We start from the raw sequence: 12,834 nt of genomic DNA on the forward strand, positions 1-12,834 counted from the left end.
GGCGGGGACGACTCCCCCAACCCACCGGCGCCGCGACGCGGCGAAGGCGGGCACCGAGCCTGGGAGCGAGCGAAGCCCCAAGGGACGGCGGCCCCGTCCGCCCGCACGCCTTCCGGCTCAACCGCCGGAGGCCCAAGCAAGCGCTTAGAAAGCTGCGGCCAAGGTCACATGCCCATCCCCGTGACCCGATGGGTACGTACGGGTAACTTCCCTCACAGCCCTGCCCGACCCCCCGGTATGCCCACCCGTCGCCCGACCACCACCCCTCAACGAGGCGCTGCGCGCCGCACCTTTCAACTGGAGCCGTGATGCCCGAAGCCGTGATCGTCTCGACCGCCCGCTCCCCCATCGGCCGCGCCTTCAAGGGCTCCCTCAAAGACCTGCGCCCCGACGACCTCACCGCCACGATCATCCAGGCGGCTCTGGCCAAGGTCCCCGAGCTGGACCCGCGCGACATCGACGACCTGATGCTCGGCTGCGGCCTCCCCGGCGGCGAGCAGGGCAACAACCTCGGCCGCATCGTCGCCGTGCAGATGGGCATGGACCACCTCCCGGGCTGCACGGTCACCCGGTACTGCTCCTCCTCCCTGCAGACCTCCCGCATGGCCCTGCACGCCATCAAGGCGGGCGAGGGCGACGTCTTCATCTCGGCCGGCGTCGAGACGGTCTCCCGCTTCACCAAGGGCAACTCCGACAGCCTCCCCGACACCCACAACCCCTTCTTCGCCGAGGCCGAGGCCCGCACCGCCGAGGTCGCCCAGCAGGAGGGCACCAACTGGCACGACCCGCGCGAGGACGGCCTCGTGCCGGACGCGTACATCGCCATGGGTCAGACGGCCGAGAACCTCGCCCGGATGAAGGGCATCACCCGCGAGGAACTGGACGAGTTCGGCGTCCGCTCGCAGAACCTCGCCGAGGAAGCCATCAAGAACGGCTTCTGGGAGCGCGAGATCACCCCGGTGACCCTCCCCGACGGCACCGTCGTCAGCAAGGACGACGGCCCCCGCGCCGGCGTCACCGTGGAGGGCGTGGCGGGCCTCAAGCCGGTCTTCCGCCCCGACGGCCTCGTCACCGCCGGCAACTGCTGCCCCCTCAACGACGGCGCCGCCGCACTCGTGATCATGTCCGACACCAAGGCCCGCGAGCTCGGCCTCACCCCGCTCGCCCGCATCGTCTCCACCGGTGTGTCCGGCCTGTCCCCCGAGATCATGGGCCTCGGCCCGGTGGAGGCCTCCCAGCAGGCCCTGCGCCGCGCCGGTCTCACCATCGACGACATCGACCTGGTCGAGATCAACGAGGCGTTCGCCGCCCAGGTGATCCCCTCCTACCGCGACCTGGGCATCGACATCGACAAGCTGAACGTCAACGGCGGCGCCATCGCCGTCGGCCACCCCTTCGGCATGACCGGCGCCCGCATCACCACCACGCTCATCAACTCCCTCCAGCACCACGACAAGCAGTTCGGTCTGGAGACGATGTGCGTCGGCGGCGGCCAGGGCATGGCGATGGTCATCGAGCGCCTGAGCTGAAACCGGCCATTTCGAGCCCCTGGGTAGTCAACTCGCGACCCAGTGTGAGCCTTCGGCCCAGAACCCGGGAAACCCCGCGGTTCTGGGCCGTTTTGTGATCCAATCTCCCCCAGGATGTGACCTATCTCCCTCGACAGAGGGATTCACGCAGGTCAGAGCCGTTCACCGCTAAACATCAGGCCCAAAGTCCTGTCCGTTTGGTGACGTTACGCACTGACAGCTGGATAGTCCGCCCTTCAAGCTGATGTAGGAAGTCGGGGGTCGACTTTGAACCGGGAGTACGTCAGTGAGCGCCATGCCGATTGCCTTGCTGCTCACCACGGCCGCCACCGGCGCCGTGGGCGTCGCCGTCCTGCGCACCCTCTTGGTGCTGCGCCGACAGGTCGCGGCCCTGCACACCGAGCTGGAGCGGACCAACGCGGGCTCGGCCCGCGGCCTCGTCCCGCAGGCCCGCCTCTCCGCGGACGCCGATGAGATACGCGCCGCGGTGGCCGAGGCGCTCGCCGAGGAGCGCGAGCGGGAGCTGGCCGAGGCGCGGGCCTTCTGGGCCGCCCAGGAGTCCCGTGACGCCGCCGACGCACCCACCCTGCTGGGGCTGTCCGACAGTGAGCTGTTCCTGCCCCGCCAGGCCGATTTCGCGGGCCTGGAGCACCTGGAGCCGGTGACCGAGTCGACCGCGGACGCCGACGAGTTCGCCGGGGAGTCCCCCGAACTGGCCGCGGCCCGCCGCCGGCACCCCTCCCACCCGGACTTCGTCCCGGTCTCCTCACCGGCCGTGAACGATCACGAGCGCACCGTGGCCACCCTCGAGGACCTCGCCGCCTCCGCCACCGAACTGACCGACGTCCGCCCGGGCCCGCTGGGCACCCTCGACGTGTACGTCTTCGCGGACGGCACGACCCTGTGCATGACGCCGGGCCACCGCGAGACCGCGGAGCGGCTCGCGACCGCCCTGCGCGCCGGCGAGACGCCGGTACTGCTGGGCGGTTCGGGAGTCTCGGGCGCGTACACGCTGACGTTCGCGTGCGGCGAGGAGAACGTCTACATCCTGGCGGACCGGGTCATAGCGTCCCTTTAGCCTCTGCGGCGCCGGGGACCACAACGCGCTCAGGGGCGCGGGGAACTGCGCGACCGGCCTCCACGCACCCGCGGCCGCCGACGGCGCTCAGACCCCCGCCCTCTTCTGCGCCTCCTCCACCAACCGCACGGCTTCAGTGACCTGGTCGTCGCTCTCAAGAACAACTGCCAAGTCATGCACGGCAACGGTGATCTGATCCGCCGCAGCGAACATCCCGGCATCAGGCATCACTCGAGGCTCGACCCCGGGCGCCTCCAGAACCTGCGCCCACCGAGCCAACTCCCTGGCCAGCGCCAGCGCCTCCGCGGCCGCGCTTCTCTGCAACCGACTCTGCGGTGCCGCCCGCAACCGGTCGGCGAAGTGATCTACGGCTCGGGTCAGACGCGTCGTATCAACCACGCCGTGAGCGTACGCGACTGTTGCCAACGGGCGAACGCTCAGGCACGGTGACCTGAAGGACCGGCTTACATCCCCTTTGCGTCCGGAGGCGCCGATGTCCCACGTCCTCTCCGAGGAGACCCACCGCAACATGCTCGCCCGCATCCCCCACTGCACCGGTCGTGAAGTCTCCGACTGGCTCCGCACGGTAGAAGAAGGCCCGGCCCTCGTCCGCTTCGAGGAGAAGGTCAGCTGGCTTCGCCACGAATACGACCTCGCGTACGGCCACGCGAAGGCGATCGTCCACGAGTACGACCTGAGGAGGGCGGCGCGCAAATTCCTCTAGGCGCGCACACACGACGAAGGGCCCCGGAATGATCCCGGGGCCCTTTGCTGCAAAGCCGTCGCAGGCTAGTCGCTGCTGTTGAGGATCGAGATGAGCCTCAGGAACTCCATGTAGATCCACACCAGCGTCAGCGTGAGACCGAAGGCGGCGAGCCAGGCCTCCTCGCGCGGCGCGCCGTAGGCGAGGCCGTCCTCGACCTGCTTGAAGTCCAGGGCGAGGAAGCAGGCGCCGAGCAGGATGCCGACGATGCCGAACACGATGCCGAGCGGGCCGCTGCGGAAGCCGAGGCCGTCACCGCCGCCGAAGACGGCGAACAGCAGGTTGACCGCCATCAGCAGGATGAAGCCGAGCGCGGCCGCCATCACGAAGCCGACGAAGCGGCGGTTGACGCGGATCCAGCCCGCCTTGTACGCCACCAGCACGGCGGCGAACACCGCCATGGTGCCGATCACCGCCTGCATGGCCGCACCGCTCGCGATGCGGTTGTCGACGACGCTGGAGACGACACCGAGGAACACACCCTCGAGCGCGGCGTACGACAGGATCAGCGCGGGCGAGGCCTTGCGCTTGAAGGACTGGACGAGCGCCAGAACCATGCCGAGCAGACCGGCAACGATGGCGATGCCGTACGACCGGCTGATGTTCGCGTCGTCGACGGGCAGCAGCGCCCAGGCGAGCGCGGCCGTGACGATCAGAGTGCCGAGCGTGGTGCCCGTGCGCAGGATGACGTCGTCCATCGTCATCCGGCCGGTGGTGGCCGGGGCCTGCGGCGGTGCGCCGTGCTGAAGGTCCGTCTGGGCGTAAGGGTTCTGCGCATACGGGTTGCCGGCCTGCGGCTGGGCGTACGGGTTGCCCTGCGTGCCGACAGCGGCGCCCCCGGCCTGCGGCGCGGTGTTGAAGCCCGCGTAGCCGTTGTCGCGGCTGAACCCCCGTCGCGAGAAGACCGGGTTGCTGCTCCTCATTTCACTCCTCCATGGCCACCGTGCGTGGCCTTGGCTCAAGAGTAATAGGTTGGCAAAGGATCGACCCTAATACCTGCGGAGGATCTTTCCTTCTTCGTGCTGCGCAACACGGTACGCGGCTGGGTGATTCCCGGCCATGGACGGGATCATTCATGACCAACCTGGGACGTGGCCGGAACCCGTCGGAGATCACTCCTCCGGCCCCGCCCCCGCACTCACCCGAACGGAAAGCCCGTGTACCCCTCGGCCAGGTCCGCCTCGGCGGCCCGCGACGACGCGAACCGCTCCAGTCGCGCCAGCTGGAGCCGGTCCTCGAAGGGCGTCGCGCCGGGGGCCCGGTGCAGCAGCGTCGTCATGTCGTACGAGAACCGCTCGGCCTGCCAGACGCGGCGCAGACAGGTCTCGGAGTAGGCGTCGAGCAGCTCCGCCGAACCCGTCTCCCGTTGATGCGTCAGCGCCCGAGCGAAGGTGACGACGTCCCCCACGGCCAGATTCAGCCCCTTCGCGCCCGTGGGCGGCACGATGTGCGCCGCGTCACCCGCCAGGAACAGGCGGCCGTACCGCATGGGTTCGTGGACGTAGGAGCGCATGGGGGTGACGGACTTCTGGGTGATCGGGCCGCGCCGGAGCCGCCAGTCGTCGTCCGTCTCGAAGCGGCGCTCCAGCTCCGCCCAGATCTCGTCGTCGCCCCAGTGCCCGGCGTCGGTGCCGTCCGGCACCTGGAGGTAGAGGCGGGAAACGGACGGGGAGCGCATGGACAGCAGGGCGAAGCCGCGGTCGTGGCGGGCGTAGACCAGCTCGTCGTGCGAGGGAGGTACGTCGGCGAGGACGCCGAGCCAGCCGAAGGGGTACGTCCGCTCGAAGACCCGGGTCAGCTCGGCGGGGATCGCCTTGCGGGACACGCCCCAGAAGCCGTCGCAGCCGACGAGGTAGTCGCACTCCAGGACGTCCTCGCGCCCCTCGTGCCGGAAGCGCACGCGCGGGCTGCCGGTGTCCGCGCCCTCCACCGCGAGCGCCTCCGCCTCGAACAGCAGCGGGCCGCCCTCCTTCAGTTGGAGGGCGATGAGGTCCTTGCAGACCTCGGTCTGGGCGTAGACCATCACCGACCGGCCGCCGGTGAGTGCGGGGAAGTCGACGCGGTGGCGCTTCCCGGCGAACCGCAGCTCGACGCCGTCGTGCCGGAGGCCCTCGCGGTCCATCCGCGCCCCGGCGCCGGCCGCGCGCAGCACGTCCACGGTGCCCTGCTCCAGGATCCCGGCGCGCTGGCGGTGTTCGACGTAGGCGCGGTCGCGGCTCTCCAAAACGACCGAGTCGATGCCGGCGTTGTGGAGCAGACGGGCGAGGAGGAGGCCGGCCGGGCCCGCTCCGATGATGCCGACGGAGGTGCGCATCGGTCGCCTTCCCTTCGATGTTCGCCAGGTGAAGTTTCATTCACCATTTCCTGACGCGAGTCTCCGACCGCACACGCCCGCTGTCAACGGTTCGGCGAAGACTTGAAGGGAGCTTGCAGGAAGCTCAAGGGGAAGGAGAACGTCGGAAGTGCCCAGAGCCGGACTTGAACCGGCACGCCCGCGAAGGGGCAGCGAGGTTTAAGCTCGCCGTGTCTGCATTCCACCATCTGGGCAGGCCATGGGCTCCGCATCGAGGTTCCGAGCCTATCGGGATACATCCCCCGAACAGCGGACGGGCGGACCGATGTTGTCTTATTTTATTGACGTCTGAGGGTGCATCAGCCCACGGAACACGCCATCCGCACTTGCCAATAGCCTTACGTGCGGCGGTCGACGGCGCATACGGAATGACGGAATTTCACCGTCCGAACGAGGACGCTCCACCTGTTCTTGACACGAGGGGCCGTCAGGGGTCCTCGTCATCCTCAGGTATGACGCGGCGAGGTCCGGTCCATCCGCAGTCTGCCTTCGGAACCGGAACAGCGACTGACTACACGGCGCACTCCGGCCGGGACGATGGACTACGTCCCCTCGTACACACCGTCGTCCCTCAGGAGTGCCTTCTCGTGACCACCGCATCCATCGCCGGCCGGGCCACCTCCGTGGCCGCGCGCGCCACGGATCTGTCGAAGATCTACGGACAGGGCGAGACCCAGGTGGTCGCCCTGGACCGGGTCTCCGTCGAATTCCGGCAGGCCGAGTTCACCGCGATCATGGGCCCGTCCGGCTCCGGCAAGTCCACGCTGATGCACTGCGTGGCCGGCCTGGACACCTTCTCCTCCGGTTCGGTGCGCATCGGCGACACCGAGCTCGGCTCCCTGAAGGACAAGCAGCTGACCAAGCTGCGCCGGGACAAGATCGGCTTCATCTTCCAGGCGTTCAACCTGCTGCCGACGCTGACGGCCCTGGAGAACATCACCCTCCCGATGGACATCGCGGGCCGCAAGCCCGACAAGCAGTGGCTGGACTCGGTCATCCGGATGGTGGGCCTCGCCGACCGCCTCAGCCACCGCCCCGCCCAGCTCTCCGGCGGTCAGCAGCAGCGCGTCGCCGTCGCCCGCGCCCTGGCATCCAAGCCCGAGATCATCTTCGGCGACGAGCCCACCGGAAACCTCGACTCGCGCTCGGGCGCCGAGGTGCTGGGCTTCCTGCGCAACTCCGTACGGGAGTTGGGGCAGACCGTCGTGATGGTCACGCACGACCCGGTGGCCGCCGCGTACGCGGACCGCGTGGTCTTCCTCGCCGACGGACGGATCGTCGACGAGATGTACCGGCCGACCGCGGACAACGTCCTCGACTTCATGAAGCAGTTCGACGCGAAGGGCCGCACCAGCTGATGTTCCGCACCGCCCTGCGCAACGTACTGGCGCACAAGGCCCGGCTCCTGATGACCGTGCTCGCCGTCATGCTCGGCGTCGCGTTCGTCTCCGGCACCCTGGTCTTCGCCGACACCCTCTCCAACGCCTTCCGCAACCAGTCGGCGAAGAGCTACGACAACGTCGCCGTCTCCATCACCTCGTACGCCAACCCCGACGACGCCAAGGAAGAGCCCGGCCTCTCCCGGAAGACCCTCGACAAGATCGCCGCGGTGGACGGCGTCGACGCCGCGTACGGCCGCGTCGAGGGCTTCGCCGGGGTCGCCGACCCCGACGGGAAGCTGATCGGCGTCGGCTGGTCCAACAAGGGCTCCAACTTCGCCCCCGGCAAGGACGGCAAGGACACCGCCTACACGTTCACCGACGGCTCGGGCCCGGTGAAGGACGATCAGATCGCCCTGGACAAGGAGTCCGCGACCAAGGGCGAGTACCAGGTCGGCGACCGGGTCCGGGTCGCCACGAACGGGCCGGTGAAGGAGTACACCCTCAGCGGCGTGTTCACCACCGAGGACGGCGCCGTGAACGCCGGCGGCAGCCTCGTCCTCTTCGACACCGCGGTCGCCCAGAAGCAGTACCTCAAGCCGGGCTACTTCGAGAGCGTCACCGTCACCGCCGCCGCCGGCGCGGACGACAAGAAGATCCTGGACGCGGTCAAGCCGCTGCTGCCGGACAGCGCCGAGGCCCAGACCGGCCAGGCCCTCGCCGACGAGCAGGCCGAGCAGATCGAACAGGGTCTGGGCTCGCTCAAGCAGGTCCTGCTCGGCTTCGCGGGCATCGCGCTCTTCGTCGGTATCTTCCTGATCTCCAACACCTTCACGATGCTGGTCGCCCAGCGCACGAAGGAGATCGCCCTGATGCGCGCCGTCGGTGCGTCGCGCAAGCAGATCACCCGCTCGGTGCTCGCCGAGGCCGCGGTGGTGGGTCTGGTCGCCTCGGTGATCGGCTTCGTCCTCGGCATCGGGCTCGCGGTCGGCCTGCGGTCCGGGATGGCCGCGTTCGAGATGAAGATTCCGGACGGCCCGCTCGTCCTGTCCGCCACGCCGGTGATCGCCGCGATCAGCGTCGGTGTGCTGATCACCATGTTCGCCGCCTGGCTGCCCGGCCGCCGGGCCGCGAAGATCCCGCCGGTGGCGGCCATGAACAGCGTCCACGCGGCGGCCACCACCAAGTCGCTGGTGCTGCGCAACTCCATCGGTACGGCCATCACCGGCCTCGGCGCGGCCGGGATCGTGCTGGGTGCCTCGACCGGCGGCGACGACGGCCGGATGTACATCGGGGCGGGCGCGTTCTTCGCGCTGATCGGCGTGATCATCCTGATCCCGCTGCTGTCCCGGCCCGTGATCGCGCTCGTCCGTCCGCTGCTCGTCGGCCCGTTCGGCGTGGCCGGCAAGCTGGCCGGACAGAACGCGGTCCGCAACCCGCGCCGCACCGGAGCCACCGCCTCGGCGCTGGCGATCGGACTGACGCTGGTGACCGGCCTGTCGGTGCTCGGCATCACGGTCGGCACGGCCATCGACAAGATGACCACGGACAACATCAAGGCCGACTACATGGTCTCGATGGCGAACGGCGGGGACCTCGACCAGTCCGCGCTGACGGCGCTGGAGAAGGCCAAGGGCGTCTCGGCGGTCTCGCCGCAGCAGAGCGTCTACTTCCAGGCCGGTGACGAGGACTACGTGTCCGCCTCGGCGGTCACGCCGGGCGACATCCAGCAGGTCCTGAACGTCGACGTCGTCAGCGGCAACATCGACTCGCTCGCCGAGGGCCAGATCGCGGTCGCCGAGAAGACGGCCAAGAGCAAGGGCTGGAAGCCCGGCGACAGCGTCCCCGTCACGTTCAACGACGAGAAGAAGGGCACGCTCAAGGTCGGCGCCGTCTTCAAGGACAGCGAGTTCCTCTCGCCCGTCCTCGTCGACACGAAGGTCGTGAACCCGCACGAGGTCCAGCCGTACATCCAGCAGATCTTCGTGAAGGTGGACGGCGGCCAGTCCGCGGCGAACGAGAAGGCCCTGATCAACGCGCTGGGCGACAACCCCGCGATCAAGGTGATGGACAAGCAGGACATCCGCAACGAGTTCGGCGGCGTCATCAACACCCTGCTGAACATCATGTACGGCCTGCTGGCGATGGCCCTGATCATCGCGGTGCTGGGTGTCGTCAACACCCTCGCGATGTCGGTCTTCGAACGGCAGCAGGAGATCGGCATGCTGCGTGCGATCGGTCTCGACCGGCGCCGGGTGAAGCGGATGGTCCGGCTGGAGGCAGTGGTCATCTCGGTGTTCGGCGCGGTGGTCGGCATCGGTCTCGGCTCGTTCCTCGGCTGGGCGATCGGCGAGACCTTCGCGGACCAGATCCCGGGCTACGCTCTGGTCCTGCCCTGGGACCGGATCGGGATCTTCCTGGTGCTGGCCGGACTGGTCGGCGTCCTCGCCGCGCTGTGGCCGGCCCGCAACGCCGCACGGCTGAACATGCTGAACGCGATCAAGGCCGAGTGACCACACTCCGGCACCCCGAAGGGCCGGGCTTCCCCACCACGGGGAAGCCCGGCCCTTCGGCTTGCGTCCTCTCGCGTCCCCTCACATCCGGATCAACGGCCTCATCCGGATCAACGGTGCTCGGGCTCACTCCACTTGCGGGCCCGCAACGGCATCCCGGAGTCACCGGAGTCGGGCGTCCTGACGGCCAGCACCTGGTTGACGCCGATGCGGTTGCGCTCGAAGGCGAGCACGCAGGCGGCCATGTACAGCCGCCAGACGCGGGCACGTCCGACGCCGGTGAGCTTGACGGCCCGCGGCCAGTCGGCTTCCAGGTTGGCGACCCAGCGGCGCAGCGTCAGGGCGTAGTGCTCCCGGATCGACTCGACGTCACGCACCTCGAAACCGGCGCGTTCGAGCTGGGTGACGGTGACGCCGATGGGCTGGAGCTCGCCGTCGGGGAAGACATACGCGTCGATGAACGCGTCGACCTCGTACGTGGATTCGTCCCGCTGCGGCCGACGCCCGATCTGGTGGTTGAGCAGCCGCCCACCGGGCTTGAGCAGCCGGTGCAGCATGTCGGCGTACTCCAGGTACCGCTCGGCGCCGACGTGTTCGGCCATGCCGATGGAGGAGACGGCGTCGTACGGCCCGTCGCCGACGTCCCGGTAGTCCTGTACGCGGATCTCCACCTTGTCGGTGAGCCCCTCGTCGGCGATGCGCTTGCGGGCGTAGGCCGCCTGCTCCTGGGAGAGGGTGATGCCGACGACGCTCACGCCGTACTCGCGGGCCGCGTGCATGGCCATGGAGCCCCAGCCGCAGCCGACGTCGAGCAGCCGCAGGCCGGGCCTCAGGTCGAGCTTGCGGCAGACGAGGTCGAGCTTGTCGCGCTGGGCGGCCTCGAGGGCGCCGTGCGGGGGCGGGGCCGGCCAGTAGGCGCAGGAGTACACCATCGACGGGCCGAGGACGATCTCGTAGAAGTCGTTGCCGACGTCGTAGTGGTGGCTGATCGCGCGTCTGTCGGTGCGCTTGGTGTGCAGATGGGCACGGGCCCGGCGCACCTCCTCGGGAGGCGGCGCGGGCGGCAGCGGCAGTCCGCCGAGCTTGACGAGGCCGCGGACGGCGGCACGTACGTCGGGATCCCGGAGCGCCTGAGCCAGGCTGCGGGCATCCTCCCCGCGCTCCCACACGAGCTCCGCGAGCAGATCGAGGCCGGCGTACAGGTCGCCCTCGATGTCGAGGTCCCCGGCCACCCAGGCCCGGGCCAGCCCCAGCTCGCCGGGCTTCCACAGCAGCCGCCGTACGGCGCGGCGATTGCGTACGACGAGGGTCGGCGCGCCCGGCGGACCCGTCTGCGAACCGTCCCAGGCGCGAATGCGCACCGGGAGCGGAACCCCCAGCAACTGTTCGAGCAGGCCCTTCAGCCGCCCGGCGGCGTCTGGCATGGCGCACACCTCCGTGATGGGATCCCGGAATGTCCAACACCACGTAAACACCTGCGAGCCCCGGGCGCAGTCCCCCACGCGCGTCACAGCTGGGCAAACCCTGGGAAGGCGTACGCGACCGGCACCCGCGCAGGGCTCCTGGACAGCCCGAAGGGGGCCTCCCGCACCACGGATGGCGGGTGGCCCCCTTCGGGGTCGTTCAAGTGACCGGAGGTCAGGAGGCCTTGGCCTTCTCGCCCTTCTCGGCGGTGCTCGCGGGAGCGACCGGGGCCGGCTTCGCGGCCTCGTAGAACTCCTCGCGCGGGGACTCCAGCGCGCCCAGCGCCACGACCTCACGCTTGAGGAACATGCCGAGGGTCCAGTCGGCGAAGACGCGGATCTTGCGGTTGAAGGTCGGCATCGCCATGCCGTGGTAGCCACGGTGCATGTACCAGGCGAGACGGCCCTTGAGCTTGATCTTCATCTTGCCCATGACGATCATCGCCACGCCCTTGTGGAGGCCGAGGCCCGCCACCGCGCCCTTGTTGGCGTGCGAGTAGTCCTTCTGCGGGAAGCCCCGCATACCGGAGATCACGTTGTCGCCGAGGACCTTGGCCTGACGCAGCGCGTGCTGGGCGTTCGGCGGGCACCAGGCGTTGGGGTTGCCGGCCTTGCGGCCGACGAGGTCCGGGACCTGGGCGTTGTCGCCGGCGGCCCAGATGTAGTCCGTGCCCGCGACCTGGAGGGTCGGCTCGCAGTCGACGTGACCGCGCGGGCCGAGGGGCAGGCCGAAGCGGGTGAGGGCCGGGTTCGGCTTGACGCCGGCCGTCCACACGATGGTGTTGGAGTCGACCTCGAGCCCGTTCTTCAGCACGACGTGGCCGTCGACGCAGGAGTCCATGGAGGTGGAGAGGTAGACCTCGACCCCGCGGGCCTCCAGGTGCTCCTTGCCGTACTGGCCGAGCTTCGGGCCGACCTCGGGCAGGATCTTGTCGGCGGCGTCGACGAGGACGAACCGCATGTCCTCACGGGACACGCTGGTGTAGTACTTCGCCGCGTCGCGGGCCATGTCCTCGACCTCGCCGATGGTCTCCGCACCCGCGAAGCCACCGCCGATGAAGACGAAGGTGAGCGCCTTGCGGCGGATCTCCTCGTCGGTCGTGGAGTCGGCCTTGTCGAGCTGCTCGAGGACGTGGTTGCGCAGGCCGATGGCCTCCTCAATGCCCTTCATGCCGATGCCCTGCTCGGCGAGGCCGGGGATCGGGAAGGTGCGGGAGACCGCGCCCATCGCGATGACCAGGTAGTCGAAGGGCAGCTCGTACGCCTCGCCCACGAGCGGGGCGATCGTGGCGACCTTGCGGTCCTGGTCGATGGTGGTGACCCGGCCGGTGAGGACCTCCGCCTTGGGCAGCACGCGTCGCAGCGGGACGACGACGTGGCGCGGGGAGATGCTGCCGGCGGCGGTTTCGGGGAGGAAGGGCTGGTAGGTCATGTACGACCGGGGGTCGACGACCGTGACGGTCGCCTCTCCGTAGCGCATCTTCTTGAGGATGCGCCGAGCTGCGTACAGGCCTACGTACCCACCGCCTACTACGAGGATCCTGGGACGCTCCGTGGTGCTCATGCCATCGAGTATCCACCTGCCCCAGGGGGGTCGCTCGTGCGCCCCTTCACAAGCTCTTGCAGCCCCTGTGCTACACTCCCCGGCCCGCGTGACGCAGGTCATGGTCACGATCGGGAACCGGGAAGCGATACGCCCCGTTGTCAATGCCGCGTGAGCTGCCTCTCTGTCGCTCCGGAGCCCCTGTGAGCGTCT

The 12,834-nt window shown here is 69.3% G+C and carries 10 protein-coding genes and 1 tRNA gene; 5 read left to right on the forward strand and 6 right to left on the reverse strand.

The annotated features are described in order from the left end of the window. The first annotated feature begins 308 nt into the window (after positions 1-308). On the forward strand, positions 309-1,529 hold the full coding sequence (locus AB5J55_RS17180; protein WP_369271522.1) for an acetyl-CoA C-acetyltransferase: 1,221 nt from the start codon (positions 309-311) through the stop codon (positions 1,527-1,529). Between the two features lie 295 nt (positions 1,530-1,824). Then, complete coding sequence (locus tag AB5J55_RS17185; RefSeq protein WP_369271523.1) at positions 1,825-2,607, forward strand: hypothetical protein; 783 nt, start codon at positions 1,825-1,827, stop codon at positions 2,605-2,607. An 87-nt stretch (positions 2,608-2,694) separates the two neighbouring features. On the opposite strand, the gene AB5J55_RS17190 is transcribed toward AB5J55_RS17185, so the two are convergent. After that, on the reverse strand, positions 2,695-3,006 hold the full coding sequence (locus AB5J55_RS17190; RefSeq protein ID WP_369271525.1) for a hypothetical protein: 312 nt from the start codon (positions 3,004-3,006) through the stop codon (positions 2,695-2,697). A gap of 94 nt (positions 3,007-3,100) precedes the next feature. On the opposite strand from AB5J55_RS17190, the gene AB5J55_RS17195 reads away from it, so the two are divergent. After that, positions 3,101-3,331, forward strand: coding sequence for a DUF4287 domain-containing protein (locus AB5J55_RS17195; protein WP_030049879.1), 231 nt, complete (start codon positions 3,101-3,103; stop codon positions 3,329-3,331). Between the two features lie 65 nt (positions 3,332-3,396). Here the strand turns inward: AB5J55_RS17195 and AB5J55_RS17200 are convergent, their stop codons facing one another. From AB5J55_RS17200 to AB5J55_RS17210, 3 genes are all read right to left on the reverse strand, one after another. Continuing rightward, a complete protein-coding gene (locus AB5J55_RS17200) occupies positions 3,397-4,293 on the reverse strand; it encodes a Bax inhibitor-1/YccA family protein (RefSeq protein ID WP_369271526.1) in 897 nt (298 codons plus the stop codon). A 215-nt stretch (positions 4,294-4,508) separates the two neighbouring features. Beyond that, the gene (locus AB5J55_RS17205; RefSeq protein WP_369271527.1) at positions 4,509-5,684 is read right to left on the reverse strand and encodes a 4-hydroxybenzoate 3-monooxygenase; all 1,176 of its coding nucleotides are present in this window, start codon (positions 5,682-5,684) and stop codon (positions 4,509-4,511) included. A 149-nt stretch (positions 5,685-5,833) separates the two neighbouring features. Further along, positions 5,834-5,917 (reverse strand) — tRNA-Leu (locus AB5J55_RS17210). A 393-nt stretch (positions 5,918-6,310) separates the two neighbouring features. Here AB5J55_RS17210 and AB5J55_RS17215 point away from each other — a divergent pair. Further along, the gene (locus tag AB5J55_RS17215) at positions 6,311-7,081 is read left to right on the forward strand and encodes an ABC transporter ATP-binding protein (RefSeq protein ID WP_369271528.1); all 771 of its coding nucleotides are present in this window, start codon (positions 6,311-6,313) and stop codon (positions 7,079-7,081) included. Next, on the forward strand, positions 7,081-9,615 hold the full coding sequence (locus AB5J55_RS17220) for an ABC transporter permease (RefSeq protein WP_369271529.1): 2,535 nt from the start codon (positions 7,081-7,083) through the stop codon (positions 9,613-9,615). Before AB5J55_RS17215 ends, AB5J55_RS17220 begins: the two co-directional genes overlap by 1 nt. A 110-nt stretch (positions 9,616-9,725) precedes the next feature. Here AB5J55_RS17220 and AB5J55_RS17225 read toward each other — a convergent pair whose 3' ends face one another. Further along, positions 9,726-11,039: a class I SAM-dependent methyltransferase gene (locus AB5J55_RS17225; protein ID WP_369271530.1), complete on the reverse strand. Its 1,314-nt coding sequence runs from the start codon at positions 11,037-11,039 to the stop codon at positions 9,726-9,728. A 214-nt stretch (positions 11,040-11,253) separates the two neighbouring features. Beyond that, positions 11,254-12,642: an NAD(P)/FAD-dependent oxidoreductase gene (locus AB5J55_RS17230; RefSeq protein ID WP_369271531.1), complete on the reverse strand. Its 1,389-nt coding sequence runs from the start codon at positions 12,640-12,642 to the stop codon at positions 11,254-11,256. Positions 12,643-12,834 lie beyond the last annotated feature (192 nt).

The sequence above is a fragment of the Streptomyces sp. R11 genome (assembly GCF_041051905.1).
In the GTDB taxonomy this organism is placed as follows: domain Bacteria; phylum Actinomycetota; class Actinomycetes; order Streptomycetales; family Streptomycetaceae; genus Streptomyces.

Coding starts and splice junctions, on each gene's coding strand:
- AB5J55_RS17185 (WP_369271523.1), top strand. CDS start 1,825: ATGCCGATTGCCTTGCTGCTCACCACGGCCGCCACCGGCGCCGTGGGC.
- AB5J55_RS17195 (WP_030049879.1), top strand. CDS start 3,101: ATGTCCCACGTCCTCTCCGAGGAGACCCACCGCAACATGCTCGCCCGC.
- AB5J55_RS17180 (WP_369271522.1), top strand. CDS start 309: ATGCCCGAAGCCGTGATCGTCTCGACCGCCCGCTCCCCCATCGGCCGC.
- AB5J55_RS17230 (WP_369271531.1), bottom strand. CDS start 12,642: ATGAGCACCACGGAGCGTCCCAGGATCCTCGTAGTAGGCGGTGGGTAC.
- AB5J55_RS17220 (WP_369271529.1), top strand. CDS start 7,081: ATGTTCCGCACCGCCCTGCGCAACGTACTGGCGCACAAGGCCCGGCTC.
- AB5J55_RS17200 (WP_369271526.1), bottom strand. CDS start 4,293: ATGAGGAGCAGCAACCCGGTCTTCTCGCGACGGGGGTTCAGCCGCGAC.
- AB5J55_RS17225 (WP_369271530.1), bottom strand. CDS start 11,039: ATGCCAGACGCCGCCGGGCGGCTGAAGGGCCTGCTCGAACAGTTGCTG.
- AB5J55_RS17205 (WP_369271527.1), bottom strand. CDS start 5,684: ATGCGCACCTCCGTCGGCATCATCGGAGCGGGCCCGGCCGGCCTCCTC.